The 24,233-nt window shown below is 60.1% G+C and carries 23 protein-coding genes and 1 pseudogene; 11 read left to right on the forward strand and 13 right to left on the reverse strand.

Features of this window, described 5'->3' with window-relative positions:
* Positions 1-84: 84 nt before the first annotated feature.
* The 6 genes from QDY28_RS20385 to QDY28_RS20410 all read right to left on the reverse strand — a co-directional run bounded on the left by QDY28_RS20385 (position 85) and on the right by QDY28_RS20410 (position 5,932).
* The gene (locus QDY28_RS20385; RefSeq protein WP_331383471.1) at positions 85-291 is read right to left on the reverse strand and encodes a hypothetical protein; all 207 of its coding nucleotides are present in this window, start codon (positions 289-291) and stop codon (positions 85-87) included.
* Positions 288-1,043 (reverse strand): COG4280 domain-containing protein, encoded by a 756-nt coding sequence (locus tag QDY28_RS20390; RefSeq protein ID WP_331383472.1) that lies wholly within the window; start codon positions 1,041-1,043, stop codon positions 288-290. Before QDY28_RS20390 ends, QDY28_RS20385 begins: the two co-directional genes overlap by 4 nt.
* Positions 1,044-1,073: 30 nt before the next feature.
* Positions 1,074-2,117 (reverse strand): ABC transporter ATP-binding protein, encoded by a 1,044-nt coding sequence (locus QDY28_RS20395; protein WP_331383473.1) that lies wholly within the window; start codon positions 2,115-2,117, stop codon positions 1,074-1,076.
* A complete protein-coding gene (locus QDY28_RS20400) occupies positions 2,114-3,916 on the reverse strand; it encodes an ABC transporter permease (RefSeq protein WP_331383474.1) in 1,803 nt (600 codons plus the stop codon). Before QDY28_RS20400 ends, QDY28_RS20395 begins: the two co-directional genes overlap by 4 nt.
* Before the next feature lie 16 nt (positions 3,917-3,932).
* Positions 3,933-4,940, reverse strand: coding sequence for an ABC transporter substrate-binding protein (locus QDY28_RS20405; RefSeq protein ID WP_331383475.1), 1,008 nt, complete (start codon positions 4,938-4,940; stop codon positions 3,933-3,935).
* Positions 4,941-5,032: 92 nt separating this feature from the next.
* On the reverse strand, positions 5,033-5,932 hold the full coding sequence (locus QDY28_RS20410; RefSeq protein ID WP_331383476.1) for a MurR/RpiR family transcriptional regulator: 900 nt from the start codon (positions 5,930-5,932) through the stop codon (positions 5,033-5,035).
* Between the two features lie 237 nt (positions 5,933-6,169).
* Between QDY28_RS20410 and msrB the strand changes: the two genes are divergently transcribed.
* Entirely contained in the window at positions 6,170-6,658 is a 489-nt protein-coding gene (gene msrB / locus QDY28_RS20415; protein ID WP_331383477.1) for a peptide-methionine (R)-S-oxide reductase MsrB, read from the forward strand.
* A 40-nt stretch (positions 6,659-6,698) separates the two neighbouring features.
* Here msrB and QDY28_RS20420 read toward each other — a convergent pair whose 3' ends face one another.
* Together QDY28_RS20420 and QDY28_RS20425 are read right to left on the reverse strand one after the other, a co-directional pair.
* On the reverse strand, positions 6,699-7,742 hold the full coding sequence (locus QDY28_RS20420; protein ID WP_331383478.1) for an LLM class flavin-dependent oxidoreductase: 1,044 nt from the start codon (positions 7,740-7,742) through the stop codon (positions 6,699-6,701).
* 186 nt (positions 7,743-7,928) lie between these two features.
* Complete coding sequence (locus tag QDY28_RS20425) at positions 7,929-9,593, reverse strand: phosphoethanolamine transferase (RefSeq protein WP_331383479.1); 1,665 nt, start codon at positions 9,591-9,593, stop codon at positions 7,929-7,931.
* Between the two features lie 256 nt (positions 9,594-9,849).
* Between QDY28_RS20425 and QDY28_RS20430 the strand changes: the two genes are divergently transcribed.
* Complete coding sequence (locus QDY28_RS20430; RefSeq protein WP_331383480.1) at positions 9,850-10,269, forward strand: response regulator; 420 nt, start codon at positions 9,850-9,852, stop codon at positions 10,267-10,269.
* A 23-nt stretch (positions 10,270-10,292) separates the two neighbouring features.
* Here the strand turns inward: QDY28_RS20430 and QDY28_RS20435 are convergent, their stop codons facing one another.
* The 3 genes from QDY28_RS20435 to QDY28_RS20445 all read right to left on the reverse strand — a co-directional run bounded on the left by QDY28_RS20435 (position 10,293) and on the right by QDY28_RS20445 (position 12,260).
* The gene (locus tag QDY28_RS20435) at positions 10,293-11,057 is read right to left on the reverse strand and encodes a phosphatase PAP2 family protein (protein WP_331383481.1); all 765 of its coding nucleotides are present in this window, start codon (positions 11,055-11,057) and stop codon (positions 10,293-10,295) included.
* Between the two features lie 205 nt (positions 11,058-11,262).
* Positions 11,263-11,739 carry a cupin domain-containing protein gene (locus tag QDY28_RS20440; RefSeq protein WP_331383483.1) on the reverse strand — a complete coding sequence of 159 codons (477 nt, stop codon included), beginning with the start codon at positions 11,737-11,739 and terminating at the stop codon, positions 11,263-11,265.
* A 143-nt stretch (positions 11,740-11,882) separates the two neighbouring features.
* Positions 11,883-12,260, reverse strand: coding sequence for a VOC family protein (locus QDY28_RS20445; protein ID WP_104823932.1), 378 nt, complete (start codon positions 12,258-12,260; stop codon positions 11,883-11,885).
* 297 nt (positions 12,261-12,557) lie between these two features.
* Between QDY28_RS20445 and QDY28_RS20450 the strand changes: the two genes are divergently transcribed.
* Positions 12,558-12,959 (forward strand): YciI family protein, encoded by a 402-nt coding sequence (locus QDY28_RS20450; RefSeq protein ID WP_331383484.1) that lies wholly within the window; start codon positions 12,558-12,560, stop codon positions 12,957-12,959.
* A 31-nt stretch (positions 12,960-12,990) separates the two neighbouring features.
* Positions 12,991-14,259 (forward strand): RNA polymerase sigma factor, encoded by a 1,269-nt coding sequence (locus QDY28_RS20455; protein ID WP_331383485.1) that lies wholly within the window; start codon positions 12,991-12,993, stop codon positions 14,257-14,259.
* A 72-nt stretch (positions 14,260-14,331) separates the two neighbouring features.
* On the opposite strand, the pseudogene QDY28_RS20460 reads toward QDY28_RS20455, so the two are convergent.
* Positions 14,332-15,731, reverse strand: a pseudogene (locus QDY28_RS20460) (MFS transporter).
* 121 nt (positions 15,732-15,852) lie between these two features.
* Here QDY28_RS20460 and QDY28_RS20465 point away from each other — a divergent pair.
* From QDY28_RS20465 to QDY28_RS20495, 7 genes are all read left to right on the forward strand, one after another.
* Positions 15,853-16,848, forward strand: a complete 996-nt coding sequence (locus QDY28_RS20465) for a LysR family transcriptional regulator (protein ID WP_331383523.1) — start codon at positions 15,853-15,855, stop codon at positions 16,846-16,848.
* A gap of 20 nt (positions 16,849-16,868) precedes the next feature.
* Positions 16,869-17,387, forward strand: a complete 519-nt coding sequence (locus tag QDY28_RS20470) for a GNAT family N-acetyltransferase (protein ID WP_331383486.1) — start codon at positions 16,869-16,871, stop codon at positions 17,385-17,387.
* A 128-nt stretch (positions 17,388-17,515) separates the two neighbouring features.
* Positions 17,516-18,622, forward strand: coding sequence for a hypothetical protein (locus tag QDY28_RS20475; RefSeq protein ID WP_331383487.1), 1,107 nt, complete (start codon positions 17,516-17,518; stop codon positions 18,620-18,622).
* A gap of 393 nt (positions 18,623-19,015) precedes the next feature.
* Positions 19,016-19,585: a PE-PGRS family protein gene (locus QDY28_RS20480; protein ID WP_331383488.1), complete on the forward strand. Its 570-nt coding sequence runs from the start codon at positions 19,016-19,018 to the stop codon at positions 19,583-19,585.
* 124 nt (positions 19,586-19,709) lie between these two features.
* Positions 19,710-21,449 (forward strand): type I secretion system permease/ATPase, encoded by a 1,740-nt coding sequence (locus tag QDY28_RS20485; protein ID WP_331383489.1) that lies wholly within the window; start codon positions 19,710-19,712, stop codon positions 21,447-21,449.
* Complete coding sequence (locus QDY28_RS20490; RefSeq protein WP_331383490.1) at positions 21,446-22,885, forward strand: HlyD family type I secretion periplasmic adaptor subunit; 1,440 nt, start codon at positions 21,446-21,448, stop codon at positions 22,883-22,885. Before QDY28_RS20485 ends, QDY28_RS20490 begins: the two co-directional genes overlap by 4 nt.
* Before the next feature lie 115 nt (positions 22,886-23,000).
* Positions 23,001-23,279, forward strand: coding sequence for a transposase (locus QDY28_RS20495; RefSeq protein WP_331383491.1), 279 nt, complete (start codon positions 23,001-23,003; stop codon positions 23,277-23,279).
* Here the strand turns inward: QDY28_RS20495 and QDY28_RS20500 are convergent.
* Entirely contained in the window at positions 23,276-24,016 is a 741-nt protein-coding gene (locus tag QDY28_RS20500; RefSeq protein ID WP_331383492.1) for a response regulator transcription factor, read from the reverse strand. The two genes, QDY28_RS20495 and QDY28_RS20500, sit on opposite strands and share 4 nt — an antisense overlap.
* Positions 24,017-24,233 lie beyond the last annotated feature (217 nt).

Here is a 24,233-nt window from a genome sequence, read left to right on the forward strand (position 1 = left end):
GAACGCCTCTCGATCTCGCTGAAATACCCGTCATTCTTCGCATCCGCGAGACGCTCTGTCGAGGGAGGATGTTGGTGCTTCACGTCACCGTTTGACGGCGCGGCGGACGCTGTACACCAGAATGGCAAGGCAGCCCAGCAGCAATAGCAAACCGCCGATCAGCGGCGGCAGGGCGAGAAGCTTGACTGCTCCTGCGACCAGGATCACCAGGATCAGCGAGAAAGCCGCAAGGCTGCCGTCGTCGATGAACATGCCGATCAGTTCGGATAGGGCGATGCGGATAACGTTCATTGGACTGCCTTTACGGTGGATTTGCCGACGGAGCCGCGCAGGCTGCGGATGATGGCGAAGGACGCCAGGGCAACGATTGCGAAGATGGCGATAAGCGCAAGATCGGCGCCCGGCCAATCCGCGCCGATGCCTTCGCCGGTCCAGAAAATGCCGAAGCTGGTGAGCATTAGCCCGACCACAAATTTGAGCGTGTTTTCCGGCACCGTGGCGAGCGGGCGATGCACCAGCAGGCCGATCAGCATCACCAGGATGAAGGCGGCAAGGGCACCGAGGCCGGCATAGAGCGTCAGGCCATGGGCGCCGCCAACGGCAATGACGATGAAGACCACTTCCACGCCTTCGAGCAGCACCGCCTTGAAGGAGGCAAGGCCTGCGAGATAGTCGGCGCGCCGGTCCTCGGATTGTTGCCGGAGTGCGGCTGTTTCCTTGGAGAAGGCCGCGTCCTCATCATGCAAGGCTATGACGCCGAGCGAGCGCAGAATGGCCTTTCGAAGCCAGCGCATGCCGAACAGGATCAGCAGAACGCCGACGACGAATTGCAGCGTGGTGATAGGCACCAGCGCGAGTAATGGCCCGAAGATGAGAACGAGTGCGGCAAGCACCGCAAGGGCGAGCGCCGCACCCGTCAGTGCCGGACGCCAGCTCCGTGTGACCCCGACCGCAAGGACGATGGTGAACGCTTCCACGACCTCGACGAAGGAGCCGAGGAAGGACGCCGTTATGGTGGAAAGGATGGGTGTGAGACTGTTCATGCAATGGATCCTGGATGGCGGACAGATAGTCTAGGCGGCGAGGACGACGCAGCGTTCGGGCGGCAGGGAGAAAGTCAGCGACGCGCCGGCGGGCATGGCTTGCGGCCAGTCGAGCCGGATGCGATGCGGCCCGATATCGATCATCAGGCGCCAGCAGCGTCCCTGGAAAGCGCTGGACTGGACAATACCCTGAAGCCGGTTGTCGGGATAGGCATCGGATGGACGGGCGTCCTCCGGCCGAACGACCAGAAGGGCGCTGCCGCATTGGGCGCCGCCTGTGCGCAATGCGTCAAGCGGGGTATTCTCGATCTTGAAACGACCGCCGCGCACCTCGCCCGGAACGATCGAGAAGCCGCCGATAAAGCTGGCAACGAAAGCGTCGGCCGGAGCCTCGTAGATCGCCTGCGGCGTATCGAACTGCGCGATCACGCCGGAACGCATGACGGCGATGCGATCGGACACTGCCATGGCCTCGGCCTGGTCGTGGGTGACATAGATGACCGTCGTCGCCTCGCGGCGCACCAGTTCCATCATTTCCACCCGCATGTCTTCGCGGAGCGCCGCGTCGAGATTGCTGAGCGGTTCGTCGAAGAGCATCAGGGCTGGCCGGGCGGCAAGGCAGCGGGCGATCGCCACCCGCTGCTGCTGGCCGCCGGAGAGTTCCGCCGGATAGCGGTTGCGATAGGCGGTCAGGCGCGTCACCTCGAGTGCGTGATCCAGCCTTGCCGTCACTTCCGTGTCGGACAGGCGCTGTGATTGCAGCCCGAAGGAGAGATTTTGCGACACTGTCATATGCGGCCAGAGCGCATAGTCCTGAAACACCATGCCGACGCGGCGCTTCTCCGGCGGCACGATGGATTGCCGGCTCCAGACGACGGTATCGTCGAATTTGACGATGCCGCTGTCCGGATTGATCAGACCGGCAATGATGCGCAGCAGCGTCGTCTTTCCCGATCCGCTGGCGCCGAGCAGCGAAACGACCTCGCCGGCTGCGATCTTCAGATCAAGATTGCTGAGAACGGCCCGCCCGCCGAGGGATTTGCAGATGCCGGTGCAATCGAGTGATGCGGTCATGGTTGATACTCTCCTGCGGCATTGCAGTGCCGTTTCGGCATGAAGCGCCGTGCCAGCAACCAGGCCAAGGCCGCGCCGCCGCCGGCAACCGCCATTGCCAGCAATGCGATGGCGCAGGCAAGGCCGTCCTGATCGTGGCTGAACAGTTTCAGGATCAGCGTCGGGGCCGCCGGGCCGCTGAGCGGGATAAGCATTTGCGACATCGGCAGTTCGAAAACCGTGCGGATGAAGGTGAGAAGGAAAGCTGTCACCACGCTGAGCAATATCAGCGGCAAGGTGATGGCAAGCAGGCGACGCACTGCGCCGGCGCCCTGCAGTCGCGCCGCATCGGTGAGGCTCGGCGCTAGCTGGCCGATGGCGGAAAGGATGACGACAAGGCAATAGGGCAAGGCAGCGGCGACATAGCCGGTGATCAGCAGCGAGCCGTCGCCATAACGCGGGAACGGCCAGTCGCGAAAGCCGGGGAGTCGGTTCCAGACCAGGATATAGCCGAAACCGAGTACGATGCCGGGAATGGCGACGGCGCCGAGCGACAGGCCGATGGCGATGGTGCGCATAAGCGAATTGGACCGGTCGAGCCGGGCGGAGAGGAGCAGGGCGATGCCGCTGGCGATGATCGCCGTCAGGCCGGCATAGCCGAGACTGCGCAGCAGTCCCTCGTTCGCGGTAGTGCCGAGGCTCAACGCCGTCTGGACATTGATCAGCGTGAAATTGCTCCAGTCCAGCCCATTGCCGAGCGTCTGACTTAACGCTCGAACAGCGACCGCGAGCAATGGCAGGACCAGCGCGAGGACGATGACGGCGAGTGCTGCGATGGTCGCGGGCCAGCGCCAGGGGCCAAGCTCATAGCGGCGCGCCGGTCGTGCCCTTCCGGAAATCAAGCGAGGATCGGCCCGGCGGCGCAGCATACGGTCGGCCAGCACCACAAGCAGGACCAAAGCCAGAAGGATCAGCGCCTGTGCGCCCGCCGAGGCGAAGTCGACGGGATAATCGCTGGTGGCGGAATAGATGCCGTAGGTCAGAACGCCGAAGTTCGAGCTCCGCGCTATCGTTGAGGCGAGGCCGAAATCCGACAACACCTCCGCAAAGGTCGCGATGATGCTGAGGGCGATAGCGGGTGCCAGCAGCGGACCGTTGATCCGCAGCCATATCTTTACGGGCGATGAGCCGGAGAGCCGCGCCGCATCTTCAAGCTCGCTGCCGAGCCCGGCAAGCGCGCTGGCGATGATGAAGCTGGCCAATGGGAAAAGGCCGAGCGTATGGACGAAGACCAGGCCTTCCAGCCCAAAGAAAGCGTCGCTCCAGACCTGCGGTAGGATGCCGAGCTGCGCCAGATAGCCGCCGGAAGACATCAGCAGCACCCAAGCCAGCGCCTTGAGATAGGAGGGCGTCAGGAACACCAGCCAGGGCGCCACGGCGATGGCGCCGCGCAAAGGCACGTTGCATCGCTGTACGAGGATGGCAAAGGCGCCGCCGAGGGCAGTGGTCGCAATGGCGACGGTTGCCGCCAGTTCCAATGAATTCAGGATGGATTGGAGAATGCGCGGCGAGGCGAAAGCGTGCGCAAGGGGTTCCAGGCTGAAGGCGGTACTGCCGGCCTGGGTGTCGAACAGCCGCGGCACTACCGCTTGGATCAGCACCAGTGCCAGGGGTAGTCCGATCAGCAGGAAGAACACGGCGTAAATGGCGATCGGTCCGGAGAGGCGGCCGAATGCGGGGAGCAATCCATTTGGCAATAGGCGACGGATGCCGGAGCCGCGGACGAAAGCCGCGGCCCCTTCATGATGCAGAACGGTCATCGCAAGCTCCGTTCGATCACGGGACGAAATGATCCTTGTACCATTGCTTCCATTCGGTCTCGTGCGCGGAAGCCACCTTGTCGTCGAGGTGAACGAAGGCAACCTCGGTCTGACGGCCGGGCTTTGCCTTGACGCCCGTAATGACGGGCATGAAGAAGAAGTCGGTATCCTTGCCGTCCTGCATGGCGGCCTGGCCTTCGGCGCTCGTCACGAAATCGATGAACTTGCGGGCGGCGTCCATATGGTTCGTCTTGGCGCTGATGCCGAGGCCCTGCGGCAGGGCAATCGAACCCTCGGCCGGGTAAACCGCGATGACGGGTTCACCGCTGGCGATCTTGGCGAAGATGGCGCTGTCCTGGTTGATGCCGACGGAGGCATTGCCGGTCAGCACAGCGGTATTGACCTTGCCGCCGCTGGAAAGGCCGGAAAGCGATTTCGTGGTCAGCACCTTGCCGAGCAGATCCTTGCCGGCATCGATGCCGTTGGTCTGGAAGAAACCGGCGAGCCACTGATAGGCCGGACCTGAGAGGTTCGGGTCCTTCGCGGCGACCGTACCGGCGAAATGCGTGAGATCGGCCCAGGACTTCGGCGCCTTGTCGGGGGCGACTTTCTTGGTGTTCACCTCGATAGCCGTCGTGCTGGCGCCGGTCGGCAGGAAAGCGTGGCTTGCGGGAATGAGCGATTTGCCGAAATCGGTGAAAGCGGCCTTGTCGTAGACATCGCCCGGGATCGGCTGCAAGACATGATTGGCGGCCATGCGTTCCATCACGGCCGAGCCGTCCAGCCAGACGATATCGAATTGCGGATTGTCGCCTTCGGCGGCGATCTTGCCGAGTACTTCGCCGGTGCTGCCGGGCTCGACGACGTCGACCTTGAGTCCGGTCTTTGCTTCGAAAGCCTTGGCGACCTTGCCGCTGAAATCGAGGGCATCGTAAAGCACGAGGTCTGCGGAAAAGGCCGGCGCGGCCATGAGCGTCGTCATTGCGACGCCAAGTGCAAGTCCAGCAATAGTTTTATGAAGCATTGCTTTCTCCAGTATTTCTCAGGAAGATATAGTTAGTGCAATTTTATACTATAATTCTTTCTTGAAATATTTATGTCTGAGAAGAGTGTTCTTTATTTCTTTTTCTTCGTACCGCGTTTGCTCCACGCCTTGTCGATCGAGCCACGCAGGACGCTGAGTTGGTCGAGGCTGTCGAAAGCCGTTTCCCGGCAACGCCCCGCCAGACCGACGATCATGGCTTCGATCAGCACCATGGTGCCGCCATGCATGGCGAGATGATCAGCCTTGCCACGCGGGACAGGGATAATTTCCATGACCTTGTCGGCGACCAACGGACCGAGATTATCGCTGATCAGGATCACCGGCACGTCATGCCGGTTGGCTTGATCGAGCACCACTTCGACTTCGCGGTAAAGCGGCGCATAGGCCATCATCAGAACGGTATCGCCCTTGCTGAGCCAGAGAAGACGGTCCGCCAGAGCAACGCCCGATGCGGACAATGCGCTGGTCGGCAGGCCGATGCGGTTGAATTGCAGGCTGGCATAATCCGCCATCGCGCCAGAGGGGCCGATGCCGAAGACGTAACGCCGCGTGGCGCCCGCCAGAATATCGATCGCGCGCTCGAAGCTTGCGGCGATCTCCGGACGCCGCAGAACGTCGAGCACGCTCTCGTGGATGCCAATAACATGATGAAGGGCGCCGGCGGCATCGCCGTCAGTCTCGGCAAGGGTTCGTTCCAAGCGATTGCCGGGCGACGGCGTGCCCGTCAGCTCAGAGAGCAAGGCGGCACGGAGCGCCGAGAGGCTTTCGAAGCCGAGCGCCCGCGCGGTGCGCACCACGGTCGCGTCGCTGGCGCCGGCAAGCTCGGCGATCTGCGCGGCAGAACTGAGCAGCACAGCCTGCTTCTGATCGACGAAGAAACGGGCGACCCGCTGCTCAGCCGGCGCAAGCTTCTCAAGCGCTGCGAGAATCTGGGCGTCGAACGTCGCCTGCGGCTGGATGGCTGTTGTCATGACGGTTTCCGTGCGTAGTAAATGCTACGGCTGATGATATAGGTAGTGTTTATTACGCGGACATGACAGCTGCTACCGCCGGAACAATGCAATCCAGCTTTCGCCGAGTCCGAGAGGGTGTCGAAAGCCGTTTCATGATCACGTTTCGGTGCTTCACGCGCAGATATGTAACAAAATCAGCATTAGCGCCGTATATTTGCAGGACAGGTGATCGTCCCTTTGACGGGAGTTCCAGAAATGTTGAACAGACGACTTTTCCTCATTGCTGCCGGCTTCGGCGTAGTTGCGGCCCGACTTGGTTTGGCAGCAAATCCGGCTGTTGCGGCCGAGAAATTTCCCGTGACCCACACCGACGAAGAATGGCGCAAGCTGCTGACGTCGGACCAATATACCGTGCTGCGCGAGGAGGGGACGGAATACCCGTTTTCCAGCCCGCTGCTGCATGAGGAGCGCAAAGGCAACTTCGCCTGTGCCGGCTGCCAGCAGGATGTTTTCTCATCGAGCACGAAGTTCGACAGCGGCACCGGCTGGCCGAGCTTTTGGGCGCCGATCGATGGCGCAGTCGGCACGACAGAGGACCATTCCTTCGGCATGGCGCGCACCGCAGTACATTGCAGCCGCTGCGGCGGCCATCTCGGCCATGTCTTTCCCGACGGCCCGAAGCCGACAGGTCTGCGCTACTGCATGAACGGCCTCGCCATGACATTTCACGCGGTTTCGGCCTGATCGGCGAAAGTAGAGGCCTTTGGCTGAAAAGGCCGGGCTCTCAGGCATTGCCATTTATCGCCGCCCGTACCGCGGGGATAACTTTCTGTCCGTAGAGCTCGATGCAGCGCATCAGTTTGCGGTGGCTGAGCGTGCCGGCGCTGTATTTCAACTGGAAGCGGCTGATGCCGAGCGTCTTGACGACAGGCGCGAGCTTGGCGGCAACCGTTTCGGGCGAGCCAACATAGAGCGAGCCGCTTTCGATCTCGCTGTCGAATTCGTTGCGTGTCATCGGCGGCCAGCCGCGCTCGCGGCCTATGCGATCGCGCATCGCCTTGTAGCTCGGCCAGAGTTCTTCGCGAGCCTGATCGTCCGTCTCGGCGATATAGCCCGGCGAATGGATGCCGATCGGCTGGACCGTGCCGCCCAATTGCGCGAATGCCCTGTGATAGAGATCGATATAGGGCTGAAAGCGATAGGGGCTGCCACCGATGATCGCCAGCATCAGCGGCAGATTATATTGCGCGGCGCGGACGACCGAAGCCGGGCTGCCGCCAACGCCGATCCATGTTTTCAGGCGACCGTTCTCGATCGTCGGGAAAACGCGTTGATTGCTGAGCGGCGGGCGGGTCGTGCCCTTCCACGTGACGGGTTCATTGGAAAGCAGGGCAGCGAAAAGATCGAGCTTTTCCTCGAACAGCTTTTCATACTGCGACAGCTCGAAGCCGAAGAGCGGGAAGGATTCCGTAAAGGAACCGCGGCCGAGGATCACCTCGGCCCGTCCGCTCGAAGCGGCATCCAGGCTGGAAAAGCGCTGGAAGACGCGGATGGGATCATCGGAGCTTAAAACCGTCACGGCTGAGCCGAGGCGGATTCGCGACGTGCGGCCGGCAATTGCGGCAAGCACCGTTTCCGGTGAGGAGATCGCGAAATCCTGACGATGATGCTCGCCGATGCCGAAGAAATCGATCCCGAGCTGGTCCGCGAGTATGCCTTCCTCGATCACATTGCGGATGACCTGTGCGTGAGATTCCCGTGTCCCGCTTTCGTCTTGGGTCACGTCACCGAAAGTATCGAGCCCAAATTCGACAATCTTTGCCGTCATGATGTTTCCGTCGCCTATCGCAATTGCGTTGGCCAGGCATTTACCCCTGTTCTCCCATGCGAACCATCCGTAAAGTTTCGGCGATTCCGTTCGAGGAATTCGATATCCGACGCGGCTTTGAAAGGCGGGGGCGACTTGCGGTCGCGGCTTAGGGGGACCGCAAGTCGGGTTCGAGGCTGGCTGCCATCAATGCAATTGCGCCAGCTTATTCGGGGAACGACGGCACCCGGCGAACACATCCAGGCTGGGGTCGTAGACCTTCGTTGCGACATCCATCAGGCCGAGGACGCTGTGGAAGATGTTGTCGTGAGAATAGGTGCCGTCAGCGGCGTGTTTTGCCAGACAGCTCATGTCATAGCCGCCCGTCTTCGCCAGATCGTCGGCGAGCCAGACCAGGAACGGCACATGGGTCTGTTCCGACGGGGCGATGAGATAGGGCGTGCCGTGCAGGTAGATCCCGTTCTCGCCAAGCGACTCGCCGTGATCGGAGAAGTATACGACCGCGCCGGACAGCGAGTTTGAGCGCTGCTTCAACTTATCGATCACCGCCGAAACGATGTGATCGGTGTAAAGGATCGTATTGTCATAGGCGTTGGTGATTTCCTCCGGCGTGCAACTGCCGAAATCATTGGCGCGGCAGTCGGGCGTGAAGCGGCGGAACTCTTCGGGATAGCGCTGGTAGTAGGCGGGGCCATGGCTGCCGAGCTGGTGCAACACGAGGACGCTGTCTCCTTTGACATGGTCCAGCCAGTTGTCGACCTTGTCCACCAGGATCGCATCCAGGCATTCGCCATCCTTGCAGAAGCGGGGATCGGCCGACGTCGGCAGATAAGTGTAGGGGACGCGGTCAGTGACGTGATAGCTGCCCGTATCATTGTCCAGCCAGGCGACGTCAACCTTTGCATGGGTCAGCACGTCGAGGAGGTTCTGCGTCTCGAGACCCTTCAAGTGGGTATATTGCTCCCGTGTATAGACCGAGAACAGGCAGGGGATCGAGGTTGCCGTTGCCGTGCCGCAACTGCTGGTGTTGGGGAAGTACACGATATTCTGTTTCGCCAGCTCCGGATTGGTCATCTTGCCATAGCCGCCGAGCGAGAAATTTTGGGCACGCGCGGTTTCGCCGGCGACGATGATGGTCACCCGCGGCTTGCCGTTGTCCGTCGCGCCAACCCTATGGGCATCCGTCCCCAAAGGCTGTGCGACGATGCTTGAATCCTTTCGCGAGTTGATGGCGTAGCGCACGGCGCTGCTGATCGGCATTACTGGGTTGAGCATATCCACGAGATCGGGATGCGCACGGCCGACACCGGCGAACGTTTTGTAGAAGCTGGTGCCTACAACCACGAAAACGGCGAGGCAGGAGAGGATGACAGCGGTATTATAGGCAAGCTTCTTGAGAATGGGACGATGCGCAATGCGCACCCATGCAATCACCAGAGAGGGCAAAACGCCCGTCAACAGCACATGCGTCGCGAAGCGCAGCGTGATCAGGTGGCCGGCCTCGGCGCCGGTCGATACCGCCGCATTGCGGATCATCTCCTTGTCGATGATGACCCCGAACTGATCATTGAACCAGGAGGACACCGCCGCCACGAGAACAAAGAAAATCAGAACCGGTTTGGTGACGTATTTGGCGGAGAAAGACGTGAAGAGCGCCATGATCGCGGCGGAGATGCCCATGGCGAAGGCGGCAAAGGCGGTAGGTTCCGCGATGAAATAGCCGTAAGCCTTGGTCCAAAACGCCTGGTTTGTCACAAGGAGGATATAAATCGTGGTTAAAAGGCAAAGAGTGACACTGCCGATTGCTGGCCGGACGCCCTGTCGGCCAGGCTGGGTGTTTTTGTCGTTCAATGTTTTTCTCCAAGGCGTTTCCTGCAAAGCGAGTCGGCAAACCGTAGATCGCAGCGCATAGGACGCGACTTTGACTATTTTAAAGCGCGGGACCGTGCCCGCGGTTGCTGACATTTACCTGAACGACATCCGCTTGTGCACCATTGTTTGGTGATCGCTGCCCCTTATCTGCTCTTTTCAGCCCGCGAAGATGCGAATTTCAGGTCGTCGTCAGAAATTCCGATCATAGCTTCATTTCTTGAACAAGGGAGAAGTCGTGCGGATTTTGCTGGTCGAAGACAACGCCACCATTGGCAATGCAGTGCAGGATCATTTGCTTGCCGAGGGCTGGACGGTTGATTGGTCGACGGACCTTCGGTCAGCGATGACGGCGGTTGCGGCCGGAGCTTATAGCGTCGTTCTCCTTGACCTTCGCCTGCCGGATGGCAGCGGCCTGGAACTGCTGAAATATATGGGCAAGAAGGCCGAGAAGGCCGATTCAACGCCGGTCATCATCATGTCGGCTTATGATCAGCTCTCGGACCAGATCACCGGAATGAGCATCGGCGCGGTCGATTATCTCATAAAGCCGTTCGGGCTTGGCGAACTCACTGCCCGCATCCGTAGAGCAACGACATCTTCGAGTGTCGGAAAATTCGGACATTGCCGCTCGCACATTCTTCCCAAAGCCGGCTGAACGACGCAGCCACGATGCTGTCCTCAAGGCTGCTGCGATCTGGCGCTGAAGATCTCGAAAACGGTCAGCATGGCTGCGAAAATGACCAGCGACAAAAGCCAACCCAGGACTGCGTCGGACAGGTAATGAGCACCGGTCAGAACACGCATCGTCGGCATTATGACCGATACGACGGCAAGCGGTACTCCAAGAGGAACGCGCCAGCGGGGCGGCAGCAACAGGACGAGACAGAGAAGCCATCCGGCCGATGACGACTCGCCGGAAATGAAGGAACAATTCCTGAGACACTTGCCCGCAAACGAGCCGGCCTGAACGAAATCCAGCGCCCCGCCGAAGAGATCGGTATCGCGTGGGCGGGGCCGGCCGGAAAACGCTTTCAGGAACAGGTTGACGATGAGGCCGCAGCCGAGGGCAAGCGATAACAGCGCCGCCATGCACTGGTCGATTTTCGGCGTGCGCCAATCGGGTCCAAGTTTTCTCCAGGAAAGGAAGGGAATCGCGAGCAGTACGGCCACCGCAACGTAGGGTAAAGCAAGCGTCATGGAGCGCAGGATGACGAAGAGCCGATCCTTGTCGTAGGCAAACATGCCGCAGACGTCGCCGGCCGAATCGGTCCACGGGCAAGGCGCGTTCGTGAAGACGCTGCGGGCGACGGAAAGATCAATCTCAGGAAATCTGTTGAAGAGAAGAAGCAGCAAACACCAGGATGCGGATAATGCCAGGAAGAAGGCAAGCGGCCTGCCGAACGACGCCGTACGTTTGGGGTAAGCAGCAAAATCATCATACATCAGGAAAGGCCGTCTTCCGTCATCGCATATAGGAACGGGACGAAGGTTCGGCTCTCGCGAAACGCTGCTGACAATCTTCGCCCAGCTTTCCCTACGGCAAAAGCCTGACAGCAGCCTGAAACATCAAATGGTTAGGAAGTGGGGTTTGTCCTTTCAAAGAGTGGCCAACAAATTTCTGCGGTTGCGGTGATTTTACCGAGCACGATCATTTTGTGTGGCGAGTGGAGAGGGCCTCGGTTTCGTCGTTGACGATTCCCAGCCTTGCCTCGATAACAGCAATCTTTTCGGGCGTATCCGCGCCTGTGGCTTCGATGTCTATGAAAAGTTGTTCGCATCCGCCGGGCGTCACAGTGACGAACATCTGGCCGGGTTCGTCGCTGATGTTGCGCCAGCTATGGCGTACATGCGGGGGCAGCGCGACGACGGTGCCGGGCGCGGCATCGAACTCCTCTTCGCCGCACTGGAAGCGGTATGTGCCACGGATGATGCGAAATACCTCCATCTCGCGCGTATGGGTGTGCGGCGCTGGCCCTTGGCCCGGCGGGGTGAATGTTTCCCACATGCCGATAGCACCATTTGTATCCGCGGCGGTTGCGTGAATGACCACCGGGGCGCCGAAGGGTGTGCGGGCGATCCGTTCAGCGCCCGGCCGAGAGATAACTGCCTTCCTGAATATTGTCATGCCTGCCTCCAGGGTGAAAGTTACGATGGGGTCGTGGCGACATTCTCGGATGAAGGCGAGGAGATTAGCACGGGACAGCTTAGGATTGAAAGCAGGCTCGCTCTGTATACGGAAATTCTAGCGAGTGGCCTGCCTGCCGCAGATTATTCGCCGGTCTGGAAGTAAGCTTCGAGACGATAACCGTCGGGATCGATGATGAAGGCTGCATAGTAGAATTGGCTGTAATCGGGCCGGATGCCCGGCTTGCCGTTGTCCTCGCCGCCATTGGCAAGCGCGGCGGCGTAGAAGGCATCGACCGCCGCCTGGCTCGGTGCGACGAAGCAGAAGTGCAGGCCGGAGCCGCGATCGGCCGGAACCGGTCGCTCCACCTCCATGACCCAGAACTGTGCCCGTTCCGCGCCATATCCGATCGTGCCTTCGAAATTCGACAGCCGCTCGTAGCCGAGCGGCGCCAGTGCCGCGTCGTAGAATTGCCGCGCTCTGTCCAGGCTTTTGACACCAATGGAGATGTGATCGAACATAAAAGCAGGCTCCTGTTGTCGGCTTCCGCGGTTTCGTGCTTGCCAAGGCCGAAGGTACGTCATCCCTTCAAATCCAATGGCTTCGGCGTTGGTTCCAACCATCTTTCAACGACCGTTCGAAGTCAATAAAGAGCACAGGGAAGAGTGCGGGCGCCCGTTTGGGATCTTGAGCCGAGGCGCTTTCAATGCATTTTTTCAAACTGTCTGTCGATTTCCGCAGCATTGCTTCGTCGTCATAGTGAGCGAGACAATTTCGCGGCAATGGCGCCAGCGGCTCGGCTCGAAAGGAATGGTCAAATGCGTTTCATGTCCATCATCACTTCCGCCCAAATCGGCATGCCGACGCCGGAACTCGTGGAAGCCATGGGTAAGCTCGCCGATCGCGAGATCAAGGCCGGGCGCATGATCGATACCGCCGGACTCATGCCGATGGAAACCGGAGCCCGCGTCAGCATCAAAGACGGAAAGCTCGTCATCGTCGACGGCCCATTCGTCGAGGCCAAGGAAGTGGTCGGCGGCTACGCGATCTTCGAATTTCAGAACAAGGAAGAGGCCGTGGCGCTGACAGTCGAATTCATGCAGCTCCACATCGATCACATGCCAGGTTGGGAAGGCACATGCGAGGTCCGGCCGTTCTTCACGCCGGATATAGAGAACGTATGCAAGCCGCACTCCGTTCACTCCGCTGCGGTCGCGTGAGGCGAACGGCCGAAAGACGGGACGGGCGGCCATGACGGCCGCCGACGCCCACCGGACGATCCTGGCGGTCTGGCGGATCGAGCAGCCGAGGCTGATCACCAGCCTGGCAAGGATGCTGCGCGACGTGCCATTGGCCGAGGACCTCACTCAAGAGGCGCTGTTGGCCGCGCTGGAACGGTGGCCCGAGACGGGCGTTCCAGAAAGGCCCGGTGCATGGCTGATGGCGACGGCCAAGCGGCGGGCGCTGGATCACCTGCGCCGCCGTCAGATGCTCGAGCGCAAGCATGAAATGATCGCCCTGGATATGGATGAGGAGCAGCAGGCGATGCCCAATTTAGACGCTGCCCTCGACGACGACATAGGCGACGAACTGCTCCGTCTCGTCTTCACCGCCTGTCATCCGCTGATATCGCGGGAGGCTCGCGTTGCATTGGCGCTGCGGATGATTTGCGGCTTGACGACAGAGGAGATCGCCAGGGCTTTTCTGCTGCCGGAGTCAACGATCGCTCAGCGCATCGTTCGCGCCAAACGAACCCTTTCGGAATCGGGGCTGGCTTATGAGACACCTTGCGGCGAGGAGCTCGCGCAACGGCTCGCCTCCGTGCTGGAGGTCGTCTATCTGATTTTCAACGAGGGCTACACGGCAGCGCGCGGCGAGGATTGGCTGCGGCCGCAACTCTGCAACGAAGCATTGCGCATGGGCCGCATTCTCACCTCCATCGCGCCGAACGAGGCCGAAGCGCATGCGCTGCTGGCGCTGATGGAACTGAATGCCTCACGCACGGCAGCGCGTACGGATGCAGCCGGCGAGCCGATCCTTCTGCTGGAACAGAACCGTGCCCTTTGGGATCAGCTACAGATCCGGCGGGGATTGCGAGCACTGGCGCGGGTGCGTGACCTCGGCGGTGCGGGCGGCGCTTACGCGCTTCAGGCAGCCATTGTCGCCTGCCATACGGAAGCTCGGACCGCCGAGGCGACCGATTGGTCGCGCATTGCCGGGCTTTATGCGGAACTGGCGGCAATTCTGCCTTCGCCGATCATCGAACTCAATCGCGCGGTCGCGGTGGGGATGGCTGAGGGACCGGAGGCGGGGCTGGCGATCGTGGATCAGCTTGCAGATGAGCCGGCGCTCAAGGGATATCACCTGCTGCCGAGCGTCCGTGGCGACCTGCTCCAGAAGCTCGCTCGTCACGGGGAGGCGAAAGCCGCTTTCGAAGCGGCCGCCGCCCTTGCCGGAAACCAGCGGGAGCGCGACCTGCTGAAGCGGCGTGCCGCCGAGGCGGCATCGCTGTCGTCGTAGGGGGTCAGGACAATCGAAGCTGGCTGATCGCAAATACCCGCACCAAAGCAGTGCGGGTACCTGCAACGCCAATTATTCCGCCGCCTGATAGGCGTCCGGGCGCGCTGTCGATGTTCTCGGTCCCACGGCGGCCAGCAACGTCACCGCGGTCGCCAGTATCGCGACGAAGGCGGTGCCGGCGATATAGGGATTCCAGCCGAAGCTCGGGCCGCGCCGAAGATCGCCGATGCGGCTGCGAGCACGATGCCGCCGCCGATCTGGAAAGAAGCAAACAGCAGCCCGGACGCCAGGCCCGACTTATCGTCTTCAACGTCGGACAGTGCCGCAACCTGCACCGACGGATAGGTCATGGCATAGCCGACGCCTAGCAATATCTGAGAGACGGCAACGAGCAGGATCGGATTGATGTTTCCAACCGAGAGAACCCAGAAGACATAGCTGATGGCCTGCAGCCCGGCCCCAAGCGTCATCAGCAAGGTCGTGCCGCGGTTCTGCCCGATCGTGGCGAAGCGGGGAGCGAGAAACATGACGCAGACACCGCCGAGCGCGAAGGCGAAACCAGTCGCGAAGGCCGACCAGCCGACGACGTTCTGGTAGTAGAGCGTCGCGATGAACTGGAAGCCGACATAGACGCCCTGGAACAAAGCGGCAAGGGCATTGGCATGGCTGAGCTTTGCCCGTCGGAAGATGGCGAGCGGCACCATCGGATCCCTATGCCGGGCTTCGACCAGCAGAAAGAGCAGGATGAGGACCAGAGCCGCGACCAATGCTCCCCAGGTGGAAAATGCCTGCCAGCCGGCGGCTGCGGCATTGGTGATGCCGAAGACGAACAGCAGCAATCCAGGCGTGATCGTCAGCGCGCCGGCCCAGTCGAAATGAGGCCGCGGCCCAGTCCGCCGATGATCGGCAGGCAGGACGAAGGGCGCAAGCACCAGCGCGAGGATCGCAACCGGCGCGCCCATGACCAGCGTCGCCCGCCAGCTAATGATGGTTGCGGCGCCGCCGAGCACCATGCCGAGTACAAAGCCGGCAGCGCCGGTGGAGGAGAATACGCCGAGCGCCTTGGCGCGGGCGCTTCCTTCTCCGAACACGGACAGCAGCAGGGCAAGTGCTGCCGGCGCGGTAAAGGCTGCGGCAATGCCCTTGATCAGACGCGCGGCAATCAGGGTCGGTGCGCTATCTACGAAACCGCCGGCGATGCTGGCGGCGGCAAAGACACCGAGCGACCAGAGGAAGACGCGGCGGTGGCCGAAAAGATCGGCGACGCGGCCGCCGAGCAGCAGAAAGCCGCCATAGCCGAGCACGTAGGCGCTGACGGCCCATTGCAGCGATGTCGCCTGAATGCCGAGTTCGGTCTGGATTGCGGGCAGGGCCACGCCGATGGTGGAGACATCCATGGCGTCCAGGAAGTTGGCGGCGCAAAGCAGCAGCAATGCCAGCCCGGCTCCACTTCGTGATTTGGAATAAGTCATCGGAATCGTTCCTTCCTATGCTGCCGCCTCTCGGGAGGTTGGCGGGCGGCAGGGAACGAGAAAATGTACAGCTTCTAACCCTATTGCAAATTGATAGTAACCATGCCAGGTATTACTGGTGATGATGAATGATGCGACGCTCCGAAAAATCGATCTCAATCTGCTGCTCGCCTTTTCCGTGCTCATGCAGGAACGGAATGTGAGCCGTGCCGCCGAGCGCCTATTGCTCGGTCAGCCGGGCCTGTCGGCTGCGCTGCGCCGGTTGCGCGAGACGCTGGATGACGAATTGTTCGTGCGCGTCGGGCGCGGTTTGCAGCCGACGCCGCGCGCTCTTGCCATTGCTCCGGCGATAGAGGATGCGCTTTCGGGTATCGAGCGCGCCATTCGCCCGCCGACCGCCTTCGATCCGGCAAGCTGGGAAGGCGAGTTCCGCGTCGGCATGTGCGACAATCTCGAATCCGCTTTCTTCGGCCCATTAGTGGCGCGGTTGCGGTTGATGGCGCCGGGCGCACGCTTGATCGGCGTGGCTTTCGACAAGCGCGACGCCGGACGTTTGCTGGACGAGGGCGCCTATGATTTCAGCGTCTCGGTACATGACGAGCCGGCATCCTGGCATATTCGTGCGCCATTGTTCGAGCAGGCATCGGTCTGCATCTACGACCCGGTTCAAATAGGGCGGACCGCACCGCTCAGCTTCAAGGATTTTGCCGCCGCCGCTCACGTCACCGTGTCCTTTGAAGGCAATACGTCCAGCAATGTCGATATTGCTCTCGCCCGCACCGGCGATCGCCGGCAGGTGGTGGCGACCGTGCCGCGCTTTTCGGCCCTGCCGACGGTTTTGCGGGCAATGCCGGCCATCGCCACCATCCCGGAATCGATTGCCCGCTGTATGGCCCAGCTTCATGGCCTGACCGTCTCCGAGCCGCCGCTCGATCTGCCGGCCGAGCCGGTGACGATGCTCTATCGTCGCGTCGACCGGACGGACAGCCGGGCTGTCTGGTTCCGCCGGCTGTTCGTGGAAATCGTCGCAGAGTCATTAGAAGCATCCGGATGCCGTATGGGCGTTTCCGACGCTGCCTGCTGCTTCGACCAGGTTCCTTTGGCCGAGGCGGTGTGAAGCTTGGAGAAAGGGCTCCTATGCCATCATCTTCGGTTCGGCGAACGAAACGCTTGCTGTTGCGCACGCCCGCGGAGGCGGATCTCGATTTCGTGACGGCGCTCTTTACCCGGCCGGAGCTCGTCGCGCACCGGCCCGATCCGACGCCGGATACACCGGAGGCAAGCGCCCGACGACTCTCTCATGACATCGATCATTGGCGTAACCACGGATTTGGTCGCTGGGCCGTCGAGGCGAACGGCCGGCCGATCGGGTTCGGCGGCGTGACGGTGTCGAAGGAATTCGAGGGTCTCAACCTGTCCTATCACCTGCATCCGGATAATTGGGGACAGGGTTACGCGACCGAATTGGTGACGGAGATTTTATCATTTGCGTTCAGTAACTTATATGCTGCGCGCGTGATCGGACTCGTCCGTTCGGCCAATGTCGCTTCCAGACGTGTGCTCGAAAAGTCCGGCTTCACCTTCGAGCGTGAAGTCATGCTGCACGGTGCGCCGACCAATCTCTATGCGCTCACGGCCTACGGCCAAATGGTATAACCGCCAAATGGCTATTATACCCGCCCATGTGGGCGTAGACGAATTGCAGGCTCTTCTTTTTGCTATTCGCACTCCACAATGGAGTTCGACATTCGCGCCACGCGTGAGAGTGCAAAGGGGAGACCGCGATGACGGAAACTCGTCTGACAGGGGAAGACGTGCCCAATGCGAGCAGTGGGCAAAACGTGCTCTCCGGTGCTGGTGCAGGACATCTTGCACTGGTTCCCACATGGATGCCGTTGGATCTTGCGCCCAACTCGAATATCAATTCCGCAGGAAGCGGCGGCGACGGAATCGCGACCGGCCTTATCAGCAGCAATCCCCTTGCTATCTTCACCCCATCCAATGCCGCCATAGCCGGCCCTCAATCGACAGCCTATGCCACTCAGGGCAATGATGCGTTCATCAATCAGCACTCCACCGAAATGGCCGGCATAGGCGGCAATGGCGGTAGCGGCAATATCGCGCTCGGCGGTATCGGCAACACCTCCGTCAACCATGCCGGAACCGGCGGCAATGGCCTGTTTTTCGGTGGTATCGTCAGCTCCGATGTGGCCGTCTTCGCTCCGGTGAACACTGCCGTTGCCGGCGGCTCGGGATCTGTGGCGCATTCGGACCAGGTGAACAACGCGGCGTTTCTGCAGGGCGCGACCCAGATCGGCGGCGTCGGCGGCTCGGGCGGCGACCACAATCTGGCCGCCGGCGGCGGGTCGGAGGGTGCCGACACAAACCATGGAAACACGCTTATTCTTGCCGGTGACAACTATGCCGGCCACGGTGGCGACGGTCACTTCATCGGCAGCATGATCGATCTGAACGTCGCCATTTTTTCGCCGATCAACATCGCGGTGGGTGCTGCGGGCGGCTCGGCGGAAGCCCATCAGACGAACGATGTGATTTTCGATCAGGGCGGTATCCAGATGGCGGGTATCGGCGGCAATGGCGGCGGTTTCAACATGTCGTCGGATACGATCTTCACCGGCAACAGTATGGGTGGCGGCGGCGGATCGGGGTCGGCCAACGGTAGTTTCGTCGATGTCAGCATCGGGTATTTCCATCCGATCAACATCGCCGTTCCGGCCGGCGGCACGGCCGATGCCACGCAGATCGATCATATCCTCACCGATCAGCATACGCTGCAACTGGCGGGCATTGGCGGCCATGGCGGTGAGGGCAACCTGACGGATGCACATTCGGCTTTGGTCGACGACATCCTCAATTTCATGCATAGCTAGAACGGCTCAGCCGTTCAGGAAACTGCTCTTTCTTGTTTTTGCGCAATTGCGGACGGAAGAACCGCTTCGCACTTTTCTTGAAATTGCTTCGGAAGCACATGTTTGCAAGGACATGCGCAGATCGTTCCAGTTCCGCGTTCCAAGTTTTAATGGAAGTTCTCGCAGAGAGGGTCGGCCTGTTGTCGAGCCCTCCGCCCGCTTTCTTTTCGGCATAACCATTTGGGGATACATCCTCTTTCCCGGCCATACCCCCCCAAAGGGACGTCTCCGAATATCCGGCTGGTTAGCCGGTTGAATTGCGAGCACTGTCTGCAAGCGGTTTTCTTGCCAGGTAATGACGTACCGGCATCGGGCCGTGGGAGACTTTCGGACCGAATAGGAGAGGAGTTAACTATGCCTATTCCACAGATAACTGATACGATCAATCTCAGTGATCCCTCTGGCGGCAACGCAAATGCTGGCAATGGCGGCGATGGCTTCGGCAATGGTGATATCCATTACAATCCCAGTGCCTATATCAGTAACTACCAGGACGTCTACGGCGCCTCAACTGATCTCCATAATGGCGATCACGTTCACCAGATGGCTGACTGGGATGCCGGCGGCGGCGGATCTGGCGGATTTGCCCAAGCTTATAACGCCACGCTTGCTGCACTCACCGCCACCGGTGGAGCTGGCGGCGACGCCACTTCGAACGGTAGCCAGGGCTCTGTGAGCGGCGGCGACGTAGCAGCCGTTTCTGCAGCCACGACAGCCACACAAACCACTCAGTCGTTTGTCGACCAGCATGCCACTATCGTGTCCGGCGCCGGCGGCAATGGCGGTAGCGGCAACTTTGCCCAGGGCGGCGATGTCTCGACCGCGTTGGTACATACCGATACCATCAGCACGGCCGTATCGAACGCTTTCGATCATTTCGACAACACTCTTGGCAGCATCGACGTGCACCACCTCGGTACGTGATCGACTATGCCAGCCGGCCCGTGAATTCGGGTCCTGAGGATCGCAGGTTCGGGCCAGCGATCCTCGTATTTATGACAGTTCGACCAAGCATTCGCCTTGTCATAATCCGGAGCTGCGAGATCTGATGACGCCAACAAATCTTGCACAATCCCCGCGCCAGCAAACCCAACTGGTCATGGCCCTTCGGGCTTGCGCCGGAGCCTTCGGCTTGGTCTTTCTCTATAGCAGCGGCTACAATCTCTTTCTTCTCGCTCCTTCCATCTACCTCTTGCAGATATACGACCGGGTGATGTCGAGCCGCAGCGTCGATACGCTGGTGATGCTGACGCTCATCATCGCCGTTGCGGTGGTGGTCGGCTCGACCCTTGATATCGTGCGCCGGGCAGCGCTTTCGCGCATCGGCAGTTGGCTGGACCATCGTTTGCGTCCGGATGTCCTGAACGCTTCATTCGAATATGCGTCCCGTGCGGACTCCAGTGTTGCGGCCGATTGTTACCGCGACCTTGCATCGCTGCGCCAGTTTCTCGATTCACCGGCAAGTGCGCTTCTTTTCGATATTCCCTGGGCGCCAGTATTCCTGCTGCTGCTTTTTCTCGTTCATCCGTTGCTGGGCACGATCGGCCTTCTCAGCGCAATCGCTCTCCTGTCGCTCGCTCTCCTGACTGAACTGGCGACGCAGCAGCCGATTGCACAGGCAAATCTTTCGCTGTCGCGGAGCTATGTGCGGCTTGCAACAGCCCTTCGATATATTCAGGTGATCCGCGCCATGGGGATGCAGGACGGTGCGGCACAGATCGTCTACCGCGATGCCGAGGCAGCCAGAAGGGCGCAGGATACCGCCATGCACCGGACCGAGATTATTCTCGGATTTTCGAAGTCCATCAGGACGTTAACGCAAATTCTTGTCATGGGAGCGGCCACCTGGCTGGTGCTCGAAGATAACAGCAGCCCGGGTATCATATTTGTCGCGAGCCTGTTGCTCGGCCGTGGTCTTGCACCGGTCGAGGGCGCGATTGGTGCCTGGCGCTCGTTTGCGTTCGCACGCAATTCCTTCAATCGTCTCAATAAGATGCTGATTGTTGTTTCTTCCCAGGATGATCCGAGAACGATCCCCGTTCCAGAACCCAGCGGCCTTATCCTGGACAATGTCGGCTACTCCCTGCCGTTTGCCGATCGGCCCATCTTGAAAGGTGTCACGCTGCGCCTGATGCCAGGTGACTGCGTTGCGCTGATCGGCCCTTCAGGATCCGGCAAGTCGACGCTTGGCCGGATCATGGCCGGGGTCCTGCACCCGACAAGCGGAGCCACGCTCCTGGGGGGCGTCGATATTTCCGCGCTGCGCCTCTGCGCCAATACGCGCCACGTCGGCTATCTGCCGCAGGACATCGAACTTTTCGGCGGAGCCATCAAGGACGTTATCGGACGGTTGGATGGTGCCGATCCTACCAGAGCCATCGAAGCGGCCAAGCTTGTCGGGCTGCACGAAACGATCATGCGGCTGCCGCGGGGCTATGAAACGGATATTGGCGAGGGGGGAAACCTGCTGCTGCGCGCACAGCGGCAGCAGCTCGGATTGGCGCGCGCCGCCTATGGAAATCCCTCGCTTGTGGTGCTCGACGATCCGAATTCCAGTCTGGATTATGAGGGCGAACGCATCCTGTTCAACGCGATCGAGCGCATGAGATCCAGACGGATGATCGTCGTCATCATTACCCATCGCATGGGGGTTCTGCCCGTCACCAACAAGATCGCGATTATCCGCAACGGCATGATCAATGCATTTGGGGAAAGCGAGCATATTTACGACACTTACCTGCGTCCTCCGTCGCCGACGCCAACAATCGAAGGAAGGGCCGTGCCATGACCGTCCTGCCTTCCGGTACGTCAGCCAAATTCATAAGCGCCTCGAACCCGAGCGGCCGGTCCGCGCAGAGACTGGAGGCGGCCAAGAAGTTCCTGAGTTATTCCCCGGTTCTCGACGCGGATTTCACGAGGCTGGCACCGGCGTCGCCCATGCCGGTATTGCGGTCGGTGAAGCGGACGGGAAACTTGCTGATCTGCGTGTTCATCCTGGGTTTCGGGATATGGTCCATCCTTGCGCCTCTGAAGAGCGCAGCGGTGGCATCCGGTGTCGTGGAACCAGAGTTCAGCCGCAAGACCATCCAGCATCTTGAAGGCGGCATCATACGACAGATTCTCGTCAAGAACGGCGATGCGGTCACGTCGGGGCAGGTGCTCATTGAACTTGACGATACCAAGTCGCGGTCGGAGCGCGACAGCGTTCAAGGGCAGCTCTGGGACGCCGAGGGCATGCATGCTCGCCTGCTTGCCGAACAAAGCGGTACCGACCAGATCACCTTTCCCGCGGAGCTTGCGGCGTTGATGAACGATACCCCGTCGGTCAGAGCCATCATGGTCGGGCAGCAAAGGATATTCGAGACACGCCGCCAGGTGATGCAGTCCGAGATAGGGATCACGCAGGAAAAGATGAGGCAGGTCCAGCAGGAGATCATCGGGCTCGGCGCGCAGAAAGCATCGCTCGCCGACAGGGCCGAAATCTCGCGCCAGGAAATGGAGTCGGCGGCCAACCTTGTTTCCAAGGGGGCGGAAAAAAAGAGCAGGATCTTCAATCTCGGCCGCGAGAAGGCCGACATTGACGGTCAGGCCGGCGAAGTGGATGCTCAGATATCGCGCGCCTATCAGGTGATCAGCGAGGCGCAGGCCAATCTGGTGAAGCTGCAAAGCGATCGCTTGAATGAGGTCGCCCAGGGTCTGCGCGACACGGAAGCGCAGATCCTGCAGTTGAGCGAACGTTTGCGGGCGATCGACGATCAGCTTGCCAGAACCGAGATCCGGGCGCCCGAGGAGGGCGTGATCATGGATCTGCGCTTTCATACGGCAGGCGGCGTGGTCGGCGCGGGCGAACCGCTTGTCGATCTGGTGCCGCGCCAAGCCCGTTTGGTAATATCGGCACATGTTCGGCCGGAAGATATTAATTTGGTGCACCCGGGGTTGGAAGCACAAGTTCATCTTCTACCTTATAATCAGCGGCGGGTTCCGCTGCTGAAAGGTGTCGTGGACTATGTCTCCGCGGACCGCCTCGTCGATAAGCAGACCGGTCAGGCCTATTATGCAGCGACGATCCGCGTGACAGACGAACGATTGGCGAAGATGCACAATGTCGCGATGGTTCCGGGCATGCCCGCCCAAACATTGATCGAAACGGGCAAGAGTAGTGTCGCGTTTTATGCAATCAGACCGCTTCTGGATAGCTTCAACAGAGCGTTTCGTGAGGATTGAAGCGAACTCCGGAGCAGAAGACTCGGAAATGCGACGCGAATATGGATTGGTACTCCCACCATTCCTTCCTGGCGCCTCTGAATTTCTAGCATGTCGCCGTCGAAGGGACGCAGTGATGGGTAAGAGAAAATTCAATGATGACAGGATCATGGACATTCTGAAGGAGCATCAGAGTGGCATGACCGTAACGGACGTGTGCAGCAAATACGGTATCAGCGAGCCGACCTTCTATCGGTGGCAATCCCTGCAGCTCAAGAATGTCGGCTTCGACGTCAAAAGGCTGAAGGCTTTGGAGGAGGAGAACCGCAAGCTCAAGAAGCTATTGGCTGAAACCATGCTGGCAGCGGCAACGTTAAGCGAAATGCTTGAAAAGACATCCAAAGAAAGCGCTTAATTCGATGCCGCCGCATCATGTCCGTTGGTTAGCATATAACCTAAACGGGCGACGACTTCGGTCCGGTTCTGGACCTGCAGCTTGCGCATGATGTGCTGCACGTGCATTTTCACCGTGTGGCCTGACAGGTTGAGCTTTCCCGCAATGACTTTATTGGAACAGCCGCGCTGCAGTTCGGCAAGCACATCCGCTTCGCGCGGCGTGAAGTCGGCAAGATCGGGACTATGCGCCCGTGCCTCTATCATCCTGTGACTATCGTCATGAGAGTCCGCGTGCCTGGCGGAACCGTTCGTCAGCGTGTCCAGAGGCTGCGGGCAGAATATGCCGCCTGCGAGAACGAGCCGCAGCCCGGCAAGGGCGATCTCTATGGGAATGGAGGTGGTGAAAAAGCCACGAATGCCCATTTTCAGCGCCTGAGACGCGATTGAAGCATTATCGGTGCTCGACAACAGCGCGATCGGCACTTCGGAAAAGCGTTCCGCAATCGCCGTAAGATCGTCAAGCAGATCGACGCTTTCTACGCTCCTGCCCTCCAAACCCAAGGCAACCAGACGCACATCCATTCCAAGAGCCCTATCAAGACTCTCAGTAGAGACCATATCAACAAACTCCCAGCCGACGAGTTCGTGCTCGAGAAGTTTAACGATGGTCGTACGGGCCAGTGTATGATGGTCTATTATGATGACCGTCGGCGCATTGCGTCCGATCCGGCGTTTCGTTCGTGAACTGATGGACACGTGTCGCCCCCCAAGGATAAATGCGTTCCATCTCGTGGCGAATATTATACCGGTTGTTGTGTCATGTCATGATAAAATGGGGATTAATCCCCCCGAGACGCGGTGAGTCGCAATATAAGCATCTTCTAATCACAACTAAAAACTGCAATTCTGCTGGCCCATTAATTTGTAGGGGGCCGCTCACAGCGCCATTGCAGATGCTGTTGTACCGAGTATC

Origin of the sequence: Rhizobium sp. BR 362 (assembly GCF_036528765.1) — a bacterium.
GTDB lineage: Bacteria > Pseudomonadota > Alphaproteobacteria > Rhizobiales > Rhizobiaceae > Rhizobium.